The sequence below is a fragment of the Amycolatopsis sp. NPDC006131 genome (genome assembly GCF_040614175.1).
Lineage (GTDB): Bacteria > Actinomycetota > Actinomycetes > Mycobacteriales > Pseudonocardiaceae > Amycolatopsis_E > Amycolatopsis_E tucumanensis.
Genome location: NZ_JBEXTX010000042.1, coordinates 41,978 through 58,517, shown reverse-complemented (window position 1 = coordinate 58,517; position 16,540 = coordinate 41,978). Strand labels below are relative to the sequence as shown.

At 70.4% G+C, this 16,540-nt stretch carries 21 protein-coding genes and 1 tRNA gene; 17 read left to right on the top strand and 5 right to left on the bottom strand.

The window, feature by feature from the left end:
- The first annotated feature begins 152 nt into the window (after positions 1-152).
- From ABZ215_RS22105 to ABZ215_RS22065, 9 genes are all read left to right on the top strand, one after another.
- Positions 153-416, top strand: a complete 264-nt coding sequence (locus ABZ215_RS22105; protein WP_354951232.1) for a hypothetical protein — start codon at positions 153-155, stop codon at positions 414-416.
- Between the two features lie 3 nt (positions 417-419).
- Entirely contained in the window at positions 420-605 is a 186-nt protein-coding gene (locus ABZ215_RS22100) for a hypothetical protein (protein ID WP_027932935.1), read from the top strand.
- Positions 606-689: 84 nt separating this feature from the next.
- Entirely contained in the window at positions 690-2,054 is a 1,365-nt protein-coding gene (locus ABZ215_RS22095; protein ID WP_354951238.1) for an FtsK/SpoIIIE domain-containing protein, read from the top strand.
- Entirely contained in the window at positions 2,054-2,293 is a 240-nt protein-coding gene (locus tag ABZ215_RS22090; protein ID WP_094004495.1) for a hypothetical protein, read from the top strand. The genes ABZ215_RS22095 and ABZ215_RS22090 overlap by 1 nt, the downstream gene beginning before the upstream one ends.
- Positions 2,293-2,685, top strand: coding sequence for a hypothetical protein (locus ABZ215_RS22085; protein ID WP_354951229.1), 393 nt, complete (start codon positions 2,293-2,295; stop codon positions 2,683-2,685). Before ABZ215_RS22090 ends, ABZ215_RS22085 begins: the two co-directional genes overlap by 1 nt.
- 15 nt (positions 2,686-2,700) lie before the next feature.
- Positions 2,701-3,372 (top strand): DUF2637 domain-containing protein, encoded by a 672-nt coding sequence (locus tag ABZ215_RS22080; RefSeq protein WP_354951227.1) that lies wholly within the window; start codon positions 2,701-2,703, stop codon positions 3,370-3,372.
- A 166-nt stretch (positions 3,373-3,538) separates the two neighbouring features.
- Positions 3,539-4,885, top strand: a complete 1,347-nt coding sequence (locus ABZ215_RS22075) for a replication initiator (RefSeq protein WP_354951225.1) — start codon at positions 3,539-3,541, stop codon at positions 4,883-4,885.
- Complete coding sequence (locus ABZ215_RS22070) at positions 4,882-5,058, top strand: helix-turn-helix domain-containing protein (protein ID WP_020416502.1); 177 nt, start codon at positions 4,882-4,884, stop codon at positions 5,056-5,058. The genes ABZ215_RS22075 and ABZ215_RS22070 overlap by 4 nt, the downstream gene beginning before the upstream one ends.
- Positions 5,058-6,218, top strand: coding sequence for a tyrosine-type recombinase/integrase (locus ABZ215_RS22065; RefSeq protein ID WP_354951223.1), 1,161 nt, complete (start codon positions 5,058-5,060; stop codon positions 6,216-6,218). Before ABZ215_RS22070 ends, ABZ215_RS22065 begins: the two co-directional genes overlap by 1 nt.
- A gap of 54 nt (positions 6,219-6,272) precedes the next feature.
- Here ABZ215_RS22065 and ABZ215_RS22060 read toward each other — a convergent pair.
- Positions 6,273-6,345 (bottom strand) — tRNA-Arg (locus tag ABZ215_RS22060).
- Positions 6,346-6,542: 197 nt separating this feature from the next.
- Between ABZ215_RS22060 and ABZ215_RS22055 the strand changes: the two genes are divergently transcribed.
- From ABZ215_RS22055 to ABZ215_RS22020, 8 genes are all read left to right on the top strand, one after another.
- Complete coding sequence (locus tag ABZ215_RS22055; protein ID WP_017984995.1) at positions 6,543-7,196, top strand: response regulator transcription factor; 654 nt, start codon at positions 6,543-6,545, stop codon at positions 7,194-7,196.
- A gap of 41 nt (positions 7,197-7,237) precedes the next feature.
- A complete protein-coding gene (locus ABZ215_RS22050; RefSeq protein WP_020421613.1) occupies positions 7,238-7,930 on the top strand; it encodes a response regulator transcription factor in 693 nt (230 codons plus the stop codon).
- 8 nt (positions 7,931-7,938) lie between these two features.
- On the top strand, positions 7,939-9,357 hold the full coding sequence (locus ABZ215_RS22045) for a HAMP domain-containing sensor histidine kinase (protein WP_354951236.1): 1,419 nt from the start codon (positions 7,939-7,941) through the stop codon (positions 9,355-9,357).
- A 64-nt stretch (positions 9,358-9,421) separates the two neighbouring features.
- On the top strand, positions 9,422-10,219 hold the full coding sequence (locus ABZ215_RS22040; RefSeq protein WP_020421611.1) for a DeoR/GlpR family DNA-binding transcription regulator: 798 nt from the start codon (positions 9,422-9,424) through the stop codon (positions 10,217-10,219).
- Positions 10,216-11,301, top strand: a complete 1,086-nt coding sequence (gene galT, locus ABZ215_RS22035; protein WP_354951221.1) for a galactose-1-phosphate uridylyltransferase — start codon at positions 10,216-10,218, stop codon at positions 11,299-11,301. The genes ABZ215_RS22040 and galT overlap by 4 nt, the downstream gene beginning before the upstream one ends.
- 75 nt (positions 11,302-11,376) lie before the next feature.
- Positions 11,377-12,831: a trypsin-like peptidase domain-containing protein gene (locus tag ABZ215_RS22030; protein ID WP_020421609.1), complete on the top strand. Its 1,455-nt coding sequence runs from the start codon at positions 11,377-11,379 to the stop codon at positions 12,829-12,831.
- 616 nt (positions 12,832-13,447) lie between these two features.
- Entirely contained in the window at positions 13,448-13,948 is a 501-nt protein-coding gene (locus ABZ215_RS22025) for a molybdenum cofactor biosynthesis protein B (protein ID WP_017984989.1), read from the top strand.
- Positions 13,948-14,118 carry a hypothetical protein gene (locus ABZ215_RS22020; RefSeq protein WP_020421608.1) on the top strand — a complete coding sequence of 57 codons (171 nt, stop codon included), beginning with the start codon at positions 13,948-13,950 and terminating at the stop codon, positions 14,116-14,118. Before ABZ215_RS22025 ends, ABZ215_RS22020 begins: the two co-directional genes overlap by 1 nt.
- Before the next feature lie 346 nt (positions 14,119-14,464).
- On the opposite strand, the gene mscL is transcribed toward ABZ215_RS22020, so the two are convergent.
- The 4 genes from mscL to ABZ215_RS22000 all read right to left on the bottom strand — a co-directional run bounded on the left by mscL (position 14,465) and on the right by ABZ215_RS22000 (position 16,529).
- Positions 14,465-14,899: a large-conductance mechanosensitive channel protein MscL gene (mscL, locus tag ABZ215_RS22015; RefSeq protein WP_017984987.1), complete on the bottom strand. Its 435-nt coding sequence runs from the start codon at positions 14,897-14,899 to the stop codon at positions 14,465-14,467.
- A 25-nt stretch (positions 14,900-14,924) separates the two neighbouring features.
- Positions 14,925-15,401, bottom strand: coding sequence for a hypothetical protein (locus ABZ215_RS22010; RefSeq protein WP_354951218.1), 477 nt, complete (start codon positions 15,399-15,401; stop codon positions 14,925-14,927).
- Between the two features lie 136 nt (positions 15,402-15,537).
- Positions 15,538-15,846: an FmdB family zinc ribbon protein gene (locus tag ABZ215_RS22005; RefSeq protein WP_354951216.1), complete on the bottom strand. Its 309-nt coding sequence runs from the start codon at positions 15,844-15,846 to the stop codon at positions 15,538-15,540.
- An 89-nt stretch (positions 15,847-15,935) separates the two neighbouring features.
- Positions 15,936-16,529 carry a 5-formyltetrahydrofolate cyclo-ligase gene (locus ABZ215_RS22000; protein ID WP_027936384.1) on the bottom strand — a complete coding sequence of 198 codons (594 nt, stop codon included), beginning with the start codon at positions 16,527-16,529 and terminating at the stop codon, positions 15,936-15,938.
- Positions 16,530-16,540: the final 11 nt, after the last annotated feature.

Here is a 16,540-nt window from a genome sequence, read left to right as displayed (position 1 = left end):
CAAAACATCATCGCAGCGGCGACCGCGGCCTACGAGAAGTTCGCGGCAAGTCGACCGGACCAGGAAACGCGGGTGACGGTAGGTAACGCGGTGCGATTCCTCGTGGCTGACCTGACCTCGGCAGCGGAGTATGCGGCAGGAAAGGGGAACTGATGCAGATCGACGCGATCAACCGGCGCGCTCGGGAACGGTACGGCAGCTTCGTGGTCGCGATGGACCTGGTGCTGGAAGCGCTGGAGGACCTGACCGGCCTGATCGAGAAGGTCGACGACAAGCACGCTGGGTCCGGCTGGACCGTCGCTACTCAGGACGAACTCAAGGGCTACCGCACTCAAGCCACCGATGAGCTGGAGCGCCTCCGGACGGCGGCCAAGAAGTACGAGACCGAGCTGGTCTCGCGCGATTGGAGGGTCTGAGCAATGGCAGGGCATCAGGTGGACCGGGCGCTGGATGCGGTGGACGCCGCGATGCGGCAGCTCCGGCAGGCGATCAAGGGCATTCCGGTGCGACGGGAGGGCTTCAAGGGCCACCACGACCGCATGGCCAAAGCCGTCGCCAAGCTGACCGTCTCGCTCTCCGACTCCCGCTCCGCGATCAAGGACTGACCGAACAGCAACCGCCGCAGGACCGGCCTGACCACCTCGACACGGGTGGCCGGGCCGGTCCTTTCGTTTCTCGGAAGGAACATCATGGCTTCGGAATTCTCCAAGCGCACCAAGGGCGCAGAGGTCAAGGCCGCCGCCTGGCTCGGCCGGCACCCCGGCAGCGTCCTTACCCCCGCTGCCGTCACCACTGCCGGGCTCGAACTGGGCTGGACCGCCACTGGCGGCATCCTCGGCGGCACCGCGGCGGGTCTGTGTGCGTGGTATCGCGCGCATCCGGACAGCTTCGACCGGTTCGCCGCACCACGGATGCGGGCGTGGCGTCGCCGGTGGATCACTTATCTGGGGCCACGCTGGCGCAACGCCCTGATCGCCTGCGACCTGTTCACCACCAACCGCAAGACCGGTGAACTTCACGTGCCCCGGCTGGTTCGCATTCGCTCCTACTCCCCGAGCGTGGACACCCTCTACGTCAAGCTCCACCCCGGGCAGCATCTCCGGCAGTTCGAGGCCAAGCTTCCCGAGTTGACCGAGGCGCTCAAGGTCGAGCGGATCGCGATCGAGCGGGTCAAGCCCCGGGTGATCGCGCTGGTGGTCGAGCGGTCGGAGCCGTTCACCGAGGTCATCGAGGCCCCGGAGATGGTCTACGACTCCGACGCGATCGAGCTGACCAACCTCTACGTCGGCGAGACCGAGTACGGCGGCGACTGGCGGTTGTCCGCGCTGGGGCAGCACCTGTTCGTCGCGGGCGCGACCGGGGCGGGCAAGAATTCGGTGGTCAACGCCCTACTCCGCGGGCTGGCACCGCTGATCCGGGACGGCGCGGTCAGGCTGTGGATCTGCGATCCCAAGCAGATGGAGTTCGCGAAGCTCGCCGGCATCGCCTACCGCTACGCCTGCGAGGAGGGCGACTGCGCGGAGCTGGTCGAGGAGTACGTGGCTGACATGCAGACCACTCAACGCAGCCTGGCTGACCAGGGCAAGCGCAAGATCGCGCCCTCCTCGGTCACGCCGCTGAACCTGCTGATCCTCGACGAGATGGGCGCACTGCTCGCCTATGGCGACGCCTCCGCCGCCCGCGGCCTGAAACGGCAACTCGCCCTTGTCGGCTCTCAGGGCCGTGCAACCGGGCACTCGATGGTCGGACTGGTGCAGGAACCCACTAAGGACACCGTGCCGGTGCGAGACCTGTTCACCACCCGGGTGTGCCTGCGGGTCACGTCCGCGGCACACGTGGACATGGTGCTCGGCGAGAACGCCCGCCTTCGCGGTGCGCTGGCCGATGAGATCCCGAACGCCCCGGAAACGTCGGGGATCGGCTACGTCATCAGGCAGCGCTCCCGCGTCCCCATGCGCGTGCGCGCTGCCTACGTCGATGACCGCGAACTGGACGAGCTGGTCGAGTTCGTGCGGGCCGGATGGCGCGGTGCTGAGCTGCGGGTGGTGGCCTGATGCTGACCCTGCGGTTCGTGTGGTCCTGGACCAAAATGACCGGCCTCGCCTTCCTCGCCCTGCTCATCGAGCGGGCGGTGATCCACAGCTTCTGGGGCTTCGCCCTCGCCGCCGCTATCACGCTCGTGACCTGGGCCGTGATCACCGTCGGGCTGTACCGGGAGTGGCGGGCACACGGCACCGGCTACCGGCACGAAGTCAACGAATGGCTCACCGGTCGACCGGACCGGAGGCCGTGATGGAGGACGAGTCCGGGCTATTCACCGCACCTGCCGCCGGTACTCCTGCTTCCTCCCGGCTGTGTCCGCCGCCGCGGCCGCGTAAGCACTCAAAGTCAGTCATCACCCCGGCGCTGGCTCAGGACGTTTTGGCCGAGGTTCAGGACGGCCGCTACGGGCTGCTCGATGACTCCGACCGGGTGGTGCTGTTCGAGGACACCGACCGCGTACGCATCGCCACCGACGAAGACACCGTGCACGCGCTCATGCAGAGCCGCTACGTCGAACGTAGTCCAGCCCGCGACACGGTCTCCTGCCTGCACGGTGTCGTCCGGCGTCCGGTGTCCCCGCTGCGGCTCACGCGGCAGGGACGGAACCTGCTCTCCCGCTGGTCCGCGCTCAAACCCTATTAACGGAAGGAGAAAGCCGTGTCCAAGGTGGACACCCTGCGGGGAACCGGCACTCGGCTGGTGGACGTGGTGCGGGTGTTGGTTACCGTGGTGCTGGGCGGAATCGGCGCGGCTGCCGGGTTCACCCACACCCACGACTGGGCCGTCCACCACGGACAAACCGGCTGGCTCGCCTGGGCCGACGCCGTGGTCATCGAGGGCATCGCCATCGTGGCCGGGTTCGAGGTCCGCCGCGACCACCAACGTGGCAACACCCGGTTTCTCACCTTCCCGATGGTCGTCCTGGTGGCCGGGTTCGGGATTCAGATGACCGCCCAGGTCGCCCTGGCCGAACCGACCCCTGGCGGCTGGCTGCTCGCCGCGATGCCCGCTCTGGGCTTCCTGGTGGTGGTGAAGCTCCTCATGCGCCGCGCACCTGCGGACGCCGCGCCTGAAACCCCGGCGGCACCGGCCACGTCCACATCACCGGCTCCGCCCCCGGCATCTGGACTGGAGCGGGGTTCGACGCTGGCGAAACTGCCGGCCGGAGTCCGCGACACCGTTACCCGCACCACCGAGACCGCGCACGCCGCGGGCCGCCACGTCACCGCCGATGACCTCGCTGCCGCAGTGAAACTTCCCGACGCGATGGTCACCGCCCTGCTCGACGAGCTGAACACCCGCGTCAACCACCACCCCGTCACCACATGACCAGGGGCTTCCGGGGGCGCACTGTTTGGCCCCCGAAAGCCACAAGATCACTACCCCACCCGCTCGGCGCTAACCGCGCCACGCACCACGAAGGGCGGGCCACCGGCACCAACCGCCGCGCTGGCCCGCCCTTTCTCACGCCTGCACGTCCCCTTGGAGGCTGTCCATGCCCCTCGCATCCCTCAACCTCGACCTCGCCGCCCGCATCCAGCAGCGGCTCACCGCCCCCGACTACCGGCGCTGGCGGGCACGGGTCGAGGCCACCGGCGGATGCCTCAAACCTGTCCACCTCTCCGGCTACCGCAAGCTCATCGACCGCGCCACCGGCACCGTGCTCGACCGGCACGCCGGGACGATCTACGCCCCCTGCGGCAACCGCCGCGCCTCGGTCTGCCCGGCCTGCTCCGACTGCTACGCCGGAGACGCCTTCCAGCTCATCCGCGCCGGAGTCGCCGGAGGCAAGACCATTCCCGCCGCCGTGGCCGACAAGCCGCGCCTGTTCGTCACCCTGACCGCTCCCAGTTTCGGCGCGGTGCACACCCGGCCGACAACCCGGCACGGCAAGCCGCGGCCGTGCTCGTGCGGCACCTTCCACCACCCCGACGACCCGCGCCTGGGCACCGCGATCGACCCCGACGCCTACGACTACCGCGGCGCGGTGCTCTGGCAGGGCCACGCCGGGGAACTGTGGCACCGCTTCACCATCCGGCTGCGCCGCGAACTCGCCACCGCCGCCGGGCTCCGGGTCAAGGACTTCCCGCAGCACGCCCGGCTGTCCTACGCCAAGGTCGCCGAATACCAGCGCCGCGGGCTCGTCCACTTCCACGCCGTCATCCGCCTCGACGGCCCCGAGGGACCGCACGACCCGGCCCCGGACTGGGCCGACACCGACCTGCTCGAGCACGCCGTCCGCGCCGCCGCCCAGACCGCGCAGGTCACCAAGACCCTCGACCTCGACGGCCGAACCGAAGAGCACACCTTCACCTGGGGCCAGCAACTCGACGTCCGGGTGATCCACCGGCCCGGTGAGGTCGAGGACGGGCACGGCAACCTCAGCGATCAGGCGCTGGCCGGCTACATCGCTAAGTACGCCACCAAGGGCACCTCCACCAGCGAGACCCCCGACCGGCGGGTGCATTCCGAACGCCACATCGAGCACCTCAACGTGCACCCCCATCACAAGCGGATGATCCGCGCAGCCTGGCAACTCGGCGGCAACGAAGCCCTCACGTTCCTGCGCCGCTGGGCACACATGCTCGGCTTCCGCGGCCACTTCCTGACCAAGAGCCAGCGCTACTCGCTCACCTTCACCCAGCTCCGCGGCGACCGCCGCACCTTCCAGCACCACGCGGCGCTGGAAGCCCTCGGCGTCGAACCCGGCTCCGTCGTCGTGATCAACCACTGGAATTACACCGGCAACGGCCACGCCGACGACGCAGAACGCGAACTCGCCGAAGCCATCTACCAGCGCAAACGCAACAACCGTGCGACCAAAAAGGAGGACCAGCCATGACCCGCAAGCTCCTGTCCATCGAGGACTTGTCCGACTACCTCGGCATCCCCAAAGGCACCCTCTACCAGTGGCGCAGCAAGGGCTACGGCCCGGATGGCATCCGCATGGGCAAGTACGTCCGCTACCGCCAGGAGGACGTGGACGCCTGGATCGAGCAGCAGGGAGCCGCGTGATGGGCCGGCCACCGCTGCCGCTCGGCACTTGGGGCAAAATTCGGACCTACAAGATCGGCGACCGCACCTGGCGCGCCATCGCCAACTACAAGGACTTCGACGGCGTGACCCGGCCGGTCGAACGAGTCGGCGAGACCAAGGCCAAGGCGGCGAACAACCTGCTGGAAGCGTTGCGGGACCGCGCACGGCGCTCATCGGACGGCGAGATCAAGCGTGAGACGAAGGTGCACGTTGCCGCGGAGATGTGGCTCCGGGACGTCGACGAGTCGGACAAGGCGGCTCGGACGAAGCGCGAGTATCGCGATACATGGAACCGCTACCTCCGGGATGCCATCGGCGAGCTGCGGGTCGGGGACGTGCGTGTCTCGACCGTCAACCGGGTAATCACGACGGTCCGCGACCGGCACGGCAGGGGAGCGGCATCCCACACCAAGGTCGTCTTGTCGGGGATCTTCGCGCTCGTGGTCCGACACGACGCCCTGGACAAGAACCCCGTGCGGGAGATCGAGAGCCTGGGCAAGAAGAACCGCAAGAAGGAACGCCTGGTCAACGACAAGACCATCAGCCGCGTTCTCGGCGTCTTCCACGTTTCCGAGGAGGCGCAACGCTGGGATCTCGTGGACATCGTCGACGTCCTGTCCGGTCTCGGTTGCCGGATAGGCGAGCTGCTGGCGCTCGACTGGAGGACGTCGATCGACTTCGAGGCCGGCACCGTTCGCTTCCACGGCACGGTCATCCGCGTGACCGGCAAGGGGTTGTTCGTCCAGGACCACACCAAGAGCCGGGCAGGCATGCGGACCGTCCGCCCGCCTACTTGGGTCTTCGACATCCTCAAGCGGCGTTACGCGGAGTCGGATTCGCCGTGGGTGTTTCCCTCGGCGACCGGCACACTGCGGGACCCGGACAACACCCGATCTCGGATCCGTGCCGTAGTAGCGGGGACGCCGTTCAAGGGGCTGCACCCGCACGACTTCCGGCACTACGTGGCGGGCGTGCTCGACTCAGCGGGCCTGACCGCGCGAGAGATCGCCGACTACCTGGGCCATGAGCGGATCAGCACGACCCAGGAGGACTACATGGAGCGCGGGGTCGTGGGGGAGAGCGCTGGCCCCGCCTTGGCGGTTCGTCCCCCTGCCGAGAAGCCCAAAAACGAGGGTTAAGCATGGGGAGGCGCAGCACAAAGCCCCTGGTCAATGGCTCTACCAGGGGCTTTGTGCCCCCGGCAGGATTCGAACCTGCGACACCCGCTTTAGGAGAGCGGTGCTCTATCCCCTGAGCTACGAGGGCTGGCGGTCCCAGACTAGCGGGTTCGTCAGTCGGCCATGAGCGTGACCTATGCCTCGCACTGGAGCGGGCACCGATCAACCGACGAAAGGCGCAACCGCCCCGGGTGATCAGCGTATCGACGTCGGCGCTACCAGTGGGTAACCTTCCGTGACCGGGACGCGGAAACCCCGCTCCACCGACCGTTCGGAGGGCTTAGGTTGATCAAGCTCATGTTCGCTGACGACGAGGATCTCGTGCGCTCCAGCCTGCGCGGCATGATGGCGGGCGCGCCGGACATCGAGGTGGTCGGTGAGGCGAACGACGGGCGCTCGGCAGTGGAAACCGCCCGTCGGTTGCACCCGGACGTCGTCCTGCTCGACATCAAGATGCGCGCCCCCGACGACGGCATCCGCGCCCTCCGCGCGATCCTCGAACTGCCCAGCCCGCCCGCCGCCGCGATGCTGACCACCTTCGACATGGACGAGTACGTCAGCCTGGCCCTCCGGCTCGGCGCGAACGGCTTCCTGCTCAAGGACATCGAGCCCGCCGCTCTGCTGCGCGCGGTCCGCGACCTCGCGCGTGGTGGCGCCGTCCTCGATCCGGGCGTCGCGGCGCGGATGGTGCGCGCCCACCGCGAAGGGCAACGCGCCGCGCAGCCCGCGCGCAAGTTGCTCGCCTCACTTTCCGACCGCGAGCGCGAAGTGGTCGGTCTCATCGGTCAGGGCCTGTCCAACGCCGAGATCGGCGGCAAACTCCACCTGTCCGAGGCCACCGTCAAGGGCTACGTCTCCGCGGTCCTGTCCAAGATCGGCGCCGCGAACCGCGTCCAGGCCGCCCTGCTCGCCTACCGCGGCGGGCTGCTGGACCAGTGACTTCTTAGGCGGGTCTCAGCACCGTCCGCAACACTGTCTACATGCGCATTCTCGTTGTCGACGACGATCGGGCCGTCCGGGAGTCGCTCCGCCGGTCGCTGGAGTTCAACGGCTACCAGGTGGAGCTCGCCGGCGATGGCGCCCAGGCGCTGGAGCGCGTCATCGCCGACCGGCCGGACGCCATGATCCTCGACGTCATGATGCCCAGACTCGACGGGCTGGAGGTGGCCCGCCGCCTGCGCAGCACCGGCGACGACCTGCCGATCCTCGTGCTCACCGCCCGGGACACGGTCTCCGACCGCGTCTCCGGCCTGGACGCGGGCGCCGACGACTACCTCCCGAAGCCCTTCGCGCTGGAGGAGCTCCTCGCCCGCCTCCGCGCGCTCCTGCGCCGCGCCTCCCGCGAGGCCCAGACGCCGCCGGACGCCGAGAAACTCACCTTCGCCGACCTGACCCTCGACCCGGGCACCCGCGAGGTCCGCCGCGGCGAGCGCGACATCAGCCTCACCCGCACCGAGTTCGCGCTGCTCGAACTGTTCATGTCGTACCCGAAGCACGTGCTGACTCGCGGCCGCATCCTCGAGGAGGTGTGGGGCTACGACTTCCCGACCTCGGGCAACGCGCTGGAGGTCTACGTCGGCTACCTGCGCCGCAAAACCGAGGCCGGTGGCGAGCCGCGCCTGATCCACACCGTCCGCGGCGTCGGGTACGTCCTCCGGGAAACCCCGCCGTGAGCCATGTCGTGACCGAACCGGTGCCCGTGATCCGCGTCGACAACGGAGGCGGCCCCGCCCCCCGGAGGGTGTCGCTGCGGGCACGCGTCACGCTGCTGGCCGCGGCGTGCGTGGCGGGGGTGCTGGCGCTGGTCTCGCTCGGCGCCTACATCACGGTCTACAACAACCTGTACCAGCAGGTCGACGACGAGCTGATCCAGCAGGCGAACAGCGTGATCAACGACCCGCAGGTCGTGCAGACCGGTGGCCTGCGCATCCCCACCTACATCACGCGGCTGGTCGACGTGCGGTTCGACCTGATCGTCGCCGACGGCTCGTCCGCGTTCGAGTCGGAGCCGTCGATGCGGCCGCCGATCGGGCTGGACGAGCGCGAGGTCGCCAGCGGCCAGAAGCCGTCGTCGATCCGCACCGACCAGAACACCGACTCGCGCGTGCTCGCCGTGCCCTACCGCTACCAGCCGGGCGTGGCGCTCGTCCTGTCACAACCACTCGACGCGACCAAACAGACCCTGCGTGAGCTGGCAGTGGTCCTCGCGCTGATCGGCGGTGGCGGGATCGTGGTAGCCGCGCTCGCCGGCACGGCCGTGGCCCGCACGGGGCTGCGGCCGGTGGAACGGCTGACGTCGGCGACCGAGCACATCGCCCGGACCGGCGACCTGCGCCCGATCCCGATCAGCGGCGACGACGAGCTGGCCCGGCTGACGCACAGCTTCAACACGATGCTCGGCGCCGTAGCCGAGTCGCAGGACCGGCAGCGGCAGCTCGTCGCCGACGCAGGCCACGAGCTGCGCACGCCGCTGACCTCCTTGCGCACCAACCTGGAGCTGCTGCTGTCCGCCAGCCGCTCCGGGGCACCGACGCTGTCGGAGAAGGACCGCGCGGAGATCGAGACCGACATCAAGGCGCAGCTGGACGAGCTGACCCAGCTCATCGGCGACCTCGTCGAGCTGGCCCGCCAGGACGAGCCGCGCACCGCGTTCGAACGCGTCGAGATGGTCGAGGTCGTGGAACGCGCGCTCGACCGCGCCCGCCGCCGGGCCGGGGAGATCGAGTTCGACGTCGCGCTCCAGCCGTGGCACGTCATCGGCGACGCCGGCGCCCTCGAACGCGCGGTGCTGAACCTGCTGGACAACGCGGTCAAGTTCTCGCCGCCGCACTCGCGCGTCGGCGTGCGGATGTACCCGCTCGGCGACGGCACCGCGGTCATCGAGGTGGCCGACTCCGGGCCGGGCATCGCCGACGAGGACCTGCCGCGCGTGTTCGACCGCTTCTACCGCTCGTCCGAGGCCCGCACCCTGCCCGGCTCCGGCCTCGGGCTGGCGATCGTCAAACAGGCCGCCGAACGCCACGGCGGCACCGCGTACGCCGGCCGCGCCCCGGAGGGCGGCGCCCTGCTGAGCCTGCGCCTGCCCGGGATGCCCGGCTGAACCACAACCTCCTGTGCGTGTTGATTCGTGTAGGATTTTGTGTAGTTGGTGGGCGATAGGAGCGATGGTGCTGGCGCGTCAGCGGCAGGCGATGATCCTCGAAGAGGCGCGGCGGAACGGCGCGGTGCGCGTGAGCGACCTGGTCGGCAGGCTCGGCGTGTCCGACATGACCATCCGCCGCGACCTGGACGTGCTCGCCGGCCGCGGTCTGGTGGAGAAGGTGTACGGCGGCGCGACCGCCGTCCTCGGCCCCAGCACCGAGGAGCCCGGGTTCGAGGCCAAGTCGGTGCGGCAGCGGGCGCAGAAGGAGGCCATCGCGAGCCGCGCGGCCGAGCTGGTCCAGCCGGGCACCGCGATCGGCCTGTCCGCGGGCACCACCACGTGGACGCTCGCCCGCGCGCTGGACGGAGTGCCGGGGCTGACGATCGTCACCAACTCGATCCAGGTCGCCGATGTGCTGCGCGCGTCGTCCGCGCCGGACCGCACGGTCGTGCTCACCGGCGGCGTCCGCACGCCGTCCGACGCGCTGGTCGGCCCCGTCGCCGTGCACAGCCTGCGCCGCCTGCACCTCGACCAGGTGTTCCTCGGCGTGCACGGGATGGCCGAGGGGGCGGGCTTCACCACGCCGAACCTGACCGAGAGCGAGACCGACCGCGCGCTGGTCGAGTCCGGGCGGCGGCTGGTCGTGCTCGCCGACTCGTCCAAGTGGGGCGTCGTCGGCATCTCCACCATCGCCGAACTGGACGAGGCGCACGTCGTGGTGACCGACGACGGCCTTGGCGAGGCGGCGCGCACCGTCTTGGCAGAGCATGTGGGTGACCTCGAGGTCGCACCCGTCAACGACGACACGGAGGAAGAGTGAGGCGGACCCTTCGCCACCTTGCCGACGGCAGGGAGATCATCTACTTCGACGAGGGCGAGAACACGCCGCCCCGCACGGCGGAGGACACGCGCGACCTGCCGGCGGTGGCCGCCAGCTCGGAGATCCGCCTCGACCCGCTGACCGGCGAGTGGGTCGCGATGGCCGCGCACCGGCAGACCCGCACCTACAAGCCGCCTGCCGACCTGTGCCCGCTGTGCCCGAGCAAGCCGGGCAAGCCGAGCGAGATCCCCGAGGCCGACTACGACGTCGTCGTGTTCGAGAACCGCTTCCCCTCCTTCGAGGAGGGCGCCACCGGCGAGTCGTCCACACTGGACGGTCTGGGTCTCGTGCGGACCGCGCCGGGCAAGGGACGCTGCGAGGTCGTCTGCTTCACCAGTGACCACAACGGATCCTTCGCGGGGCTGAGCCCGTCCCGCGTGCGCACGGTCGTCGACGCCTGGGCGGACCGGACGGCCGCGCTGTCCGAGATCGACGGGCTGGAGCAGGTCTTCCCGTTCGAGAACCGGGGCGAGGAGATCGGCGTGACGCTGCACCACCCGCACGGCCAGATCTACGGCTACCCGTTCGTCACGCCGAAGACGCGTCGCATGCTCGACGTGGCCCGCGCATACCAGGAGGAGCACGGCCGCCCGGTGCTCGGCGACGTGCTGGCCGCCGAGCGCAAGGCCGGGACGCGCGTGATCGCGGAGGGGCAGTACTGGACCGCGTTCGTCCCGCCCGCGGCGCGGTGGCCGGTGCACGTGCAGGTCGTGCCGCACCGCCAGGTGCCCGACATCCCGGCGCTGACCGCCGCCGAGCGGGACGACTTCGCCGAGGTCTACCTCGACGTGCTGCGCCGCTGCGACGGGCTCTACAACCGGCCGCTGCCCTACATCGCCGGCTGGCACCAGGCGCCCGTCCGGATCGACCGCGAGCTGGGCTGGCTGCACCTCGAACTGTTCTCGATCCTGCGCGCGCCGGACAAGCTGAAGTACCTGGCCGGGTCTGAATCGGGCGAGGCGGTGTGGATCAACGACGCCACGCCGGAGCAGATCGCGGAACGTCTCCGCGCGGTGGGCTGAGTCCGGCGGCATACTCATGCGTGACCCTCAGGCTGGGCTCAGCCCGCTCTCAGGACCGACACGCATGGTAGGGACATGACCGAGAACGACCCCAGCGCACCGCACGACGGCGGTGCCCAGCGGGAGCCCGGCGCGCAGCAGTCGCCGGAGGACGCGAAGACGCCACCGCGCGGAACGCCGCTCGGCTCGGGGCCGCAGCAGCAGCCGAGTCCGTGGTCGGCGCAGGGAGCCGCGCAGCAGCAGTCGCACGCCGCCCAGCCGGGGCAGGCCGGGGGGCACGAGCAGAGCGCGTACGCGCAGACGGGGCAGCAGCCGGCCGGGCAGGGGACCGGGCCGCAGCAGGCGGGGCAGTCCGCCGGCGGGTACCCGTGGACGCCGCCGGGCGCGCAGCAGCAGTCGCCGTACGCGACCGCGACGATGCCCGCGCCGGCCGTGCCGCAGCAGCGTCGTGGCCCGGGCAAGCTCGTGGCCGGGGTCGCCGTGCTGGCGTTGATCGTCGGGGGCGGAGCGGGTGCCGCCGGGGGGTACCTGACCGCGCAGAACAGCGGGAGCGGCGCGTCGTACAACGCGCTCGACCAGCCGGTGCCGGCGCAGCAGACGGCGACCGCGCCGGAGGGTTCGGTCGAGGCGGTGGCGCAGAAGCTGTCGCCGAGCGTGGTGGAGCTGCAGGTGTCCGGCCGGAGCGGGCAGGGTGAGGGCTCCGGGTTCGTGTTGTCCACGGACGGCTACATCCTGACCAACAACCACGTCGTCGAGGTCGCCGCGGAGGGCGGGTCGATCCAGGCGGTGTTCCAGGACGGCACCAAGGCGGCCGCGTCGATCGTCGGCCGCGACCCGACGACGGACATCGCGGTCGTGAAGGTCGACGGGGTGAAGAACCTGACGCCGGTGGCGCTCGGCAACTCCGACGACCTGAACGTGGGCCAGTCGGTGGTGGCGATCGGGTCGCCGTTCGAGCTGGCCGGGACGGTCACCTCAGGCATCGTGAGCGCGCTGCACCGCCCGGTGCGGGCCGGTGGCAGCGAGGGCGACCAGACGACCGTGATGAGCGCGATCCAAACCGACGCGGCGATCAACCCGGGCAACTCGGGTGGCCCGCTGGCGAACCTGTCGGGCCAGGTGATTGGCATCAACTCGGCCATCTACAGCCCGCAGTCGAGCGGAATGGGCCAGACGGAGGCCACGAACGCCGGCATCGGTTTCGCGATCCCGATCAACCAGGCGCGGCGCACGGCCCAGGAGATCATCGACACCGGAAAGGCGACGCAGACGTTCATCGGGGCGAACGTCAGCGACGCGCAGCAGGGTGGCGCGCAGATCGCCGGCGTGCAGTCCGGCAGCCCGGCCGAGCAGGCGGGTCTGAAGCAGGGCGACGTCGTGACGAAGGTCGAAGACCTGGTCATCAACGACGCGGACGGCCTCATCGCGGCCGTGCGAACCCGCGCTCCGGGTGACAAGGTGACCTTCACGCTGAGCGATGGCCGCACGGTGCAGGTCACGCTGGGCGGCCAACCGGTGCCGACGAACTGAGTGCTGCCGGCTGCTTGAGGGGCGCTCGGCGACTCGGGTGGCTGGGCTGAGGAGTTGGCCGCTCCCGCGCGAGCGGGCGGACGAGGGCTCGGTCGGCCAGGTGGCCGGAGGTTGGGCGGGCCGGGGTGGTGGCCAACCCGAGGTGGCCGGCTCGGACGGCGCGCGTGGTGGGGCTTTTGGGATCGGCTGCTCGGGCGGCTGGGGTTGATGGGTTTCGGCCGCTCGGGGCGGTCGGAGGGAATGAACAGGCGCTCGGCCGCTCGGGGCGGCCGAGACCACTTGACCGGCTCTCACGGGGTTGAGCCGGTATCCAAGCCGCGTGCGACTGGATGTTTTCCGGTCGCGCGCGGTTTCTCTTTGCGCTTGTCGCGGGATGGGGCGCAGAAGCTGACCAAGCCGGGGTCGCCCTGGGGGCTGCGGCGACCAGTCGCGGGAAATTGTCTACTTCGGACGGCGGCTTGGTGCGGAAGGCAACCGGCCGCGGGCCGGGTCGGGGAGCGTCGCGGCTGCGTCGGAGGCGTTCGGGCGGGACGGCGCGGTCGTGCGTGCCCGGCCTACCTCTCAGTAGTGGCGACGTGCTCGTCGAAGGTCGGTAACAACCGGATACCGTGTGCTCATGGAACGCAGTGCACAGCGGCTGGGCCGCGCGCTCGTGGTGATCGTGGACGACCGCGCGGCGCACGGCGAGCATGAGGACACCTCGGGCCCCCTGGTTCAGGAGCTGCTGGAGGAAGCCGGCTTCATCGTGGACGGCGTGGTGCTGGTGCACGCCGACACCGTGGCGATCCGCAACGCGCTCAACACCGCCGTCATCGGTGGTGTGGACCTCGTCATCACCGTCGGCGGCACCGGGGTGTCGCCGCGCGACGTCACCCCGGACGCGACGATCGGCGTGCTCGACCGGCCCATCCCCGGCATCGGCGAGGCCCTGCGCTCCTCCGGGCTCGCCGCAGGCGCGGTCGACGCCGGCATCTCGCGTGGCCTGGTCGGCGTGTCCGGCAGCACCCTGGTGGTCAACCTCGCCGGCTCCCGCGCCGCGGTGCGCGACGGCATGGCGACGTTGTCCTCGCTCGTGCCGTACGTGATCGACCAGCTCTCCGGGCTCGACGAGTCCTGATGCCCGGGGAGGACCGGGAGCGCAAGCCTCCCCGCGACCGGCGCAAGCTGGACGAGATCTTCGGGGAGGTCCTCCCGGAAACAACGTCCGACGAGCGCGAGCCGGAACGCCCGGCCCGCGACGAGGACGCCTGGTACCGCGAGAACCGGCCGCCCCACCACGGCGGTTAGGCCGGGGAGAGGGTTCTCCAAGGGGCAGTGGTCAGCCCAGCGGGCGGCGGCAGCTGGTTGCCGACGATGTGCGGCCTTGACCGGCTACCGGTCAGAACCAGGCTGCCCGCGGTGCCGTACTAAGGCGCCGGTAGGTGCCTTGTGGGGCCGTGTGCTGTTGCCCCAGGGGCCACCTGGGTGTCGGCTCGTGCCTGCGCTTGCGTCGGGCGTGCGCGCATCGGGTTGGGCCTGGAGCCTGGCCAGCGGGTCGGGCTCGCGGCGACGGGCTGCACGTGCCCGACGCCGGCTCGGCGGGCTTCGGCTCACTGCCTGCTCCGGGACCGGAGCCCCGGAGCACGAGCGAGCCTCAGTCGCGGCTTTCGGCGCGGCTGCCGACCTGGCCGTTGGAGCCGCTCTGCTGGCGCAGCAGGTCGCGGATCTCCGTCAGCAGCTCGACGTCCGTCGGCTCGGACGGGCCCTCCTCCTGGCCGCGCTTGCGGCGCTCCTGGATCTTCTTCATCGGCAGGACCAGCAGGAAGTAGACCACCGCGGCCACGATCACGAAGTTGATCGCCGCGTTGATCACGCCTCCGAAGTCGAGGAACGTGGAGTCGTTGTCGCGCAGGACGTTGAACCCCAGGCCCTTCGCGGCGTCCGAACCGCCGATCGCGTTGATCAGCGGCTTGATCAGCCCGTTGGTGAAGGCCGTGACGATCGCGGTGAACGCCGTCCCGATGACGACCGCGACCGCCAGCTCGATGACGTTGCCGCGCATCAGGAAGTCTTTGAAGCCCTTCAGCATGTGCACTCCTCTCGTCCGGAAACGGCTAACGGAGGGTAACGGCTACCGGGTTCCGGAGTGACATCGCGGCCACCTCCCTGGCCGTCTCCTCGGGCAACGAGAGGACGACGAGCGGCCCGTCCCGCGCGCTCGCGAGACGTCCGGCCGCGGCGGGCGGCGGCCGCACCGACACCACGCTCGCCATGCTGGCCAGCACTTTCCTGCCTGCCACGGACTCGTCGAAGGTGATCACGTCGACCCGCATTCCGGGGGTCAGCAACTCGGCCACACCGGTGTCCGCGAGGCGGACCGGGACCGCGGCAAGGGCAAGATCACCCGTGAAGGGGACGGGTGCGGAGGGTGGCGGCGGCGCGGCCCGCGGCTGGGCCGCGTCCGGGCGTGCGGCCAGCACGGCCGCGGTGATCAGCAGGCCGGCGGCGACCAGCTTGCGCAGCCGGTGCCATCGGCGGCCGCCGAAGCGGGGCCGGAGCCGGTTCCAACGGGCACGCGGATCGAAGCGCATGGCGAAGCACCCCCAGTCGTCGAGCGCGACGGCGGAGTGCCGTCGACGAGATCGACGCTAGGGGTGCTGACACCCGGCGGAAAAGACGCGGATCTGGCAGCTGTGGATAACTGGGTACTTGTGGATAACTCGGCCGTCAGGAAGCCGCGGCCGCGGTTGTCGTCGTACCGCTCGACGAGGATGACGAAGAGGCGGAGCTGCTCTTGCTCTCGCTGGAAGAGCTCGACGAGGAGGAGGTGGACGACTTCGACGACGAGGACGAAGACGACGAGCGCGAGTCGGTCCGGTAGAAGCCGGAGCCCTTGAAGATCACGCCGACCGCTCCGTAGAGCTTGCGCAGCGGGCCGGTGCACTCCGGGCACTCGGTCAGGCTGGCTTCGGAGAACGACTGCACGGCCTCGAAACGGTGGCCGCACTCCTTGCAGGCGTACTGGTACGTGGGCACAGGTGCTCCTTCGCGCATTGGCACTCGATCCGCAAGAGTGCTAACGCAATTGTGCTGGAGACCATTCCCCCAGCGCAAACAAGGGTTGGTCACAGTGGCAGCCGGACGTGCCCGCGACCGGGGGTGAGCGCCCCGGTCATGAGCACGTCGTGGTCCTCCGCGGGCAGCTGTTCGACCAGCTCAGCGTCCCGGACGACGGCCACCAGGTCGGCGCCGGGCGCGGCGTGCGCGAGGGACCGGTCGTAGAACCCGGCGCCCCGCCCGAGCCGCACGCCGCGGTGGTCGACGGCCAGAGCGGGCAGCAGGACCAGCCCGGCGCCGGCCAGCGCGTCCGGGCCGAGGAGCCGGCCGGTCGGCTCGAGGATGCGCCGCAGCCGTCCCGCGCGCAGGCTCCCGGTGCCCGTGTACTCGGCCCAGTCCAGCGGCCCGGGCTCGGCGGGAATCGCCGGGAGCAGCACCCGCGCGCCGCGCTCGCGCAGCACGTCGAGCAGGCCGATCGAGCCCGGCTCGGAGCCGAACGGGACGTAGCAGCACACGGTGTCCGGGAGTGACATCGCGGACACCGCGCGGACCAGCGCGGCGGCCTCGGCGACCCGTTGCTGCACGGAGACGGCCGCGCGGGCGGCCGACAGCTTCGCGCGCCACTCGGCCTTCGTCACCTCGTCATTGCGCTGCGCACCCATGTACGCAGGTT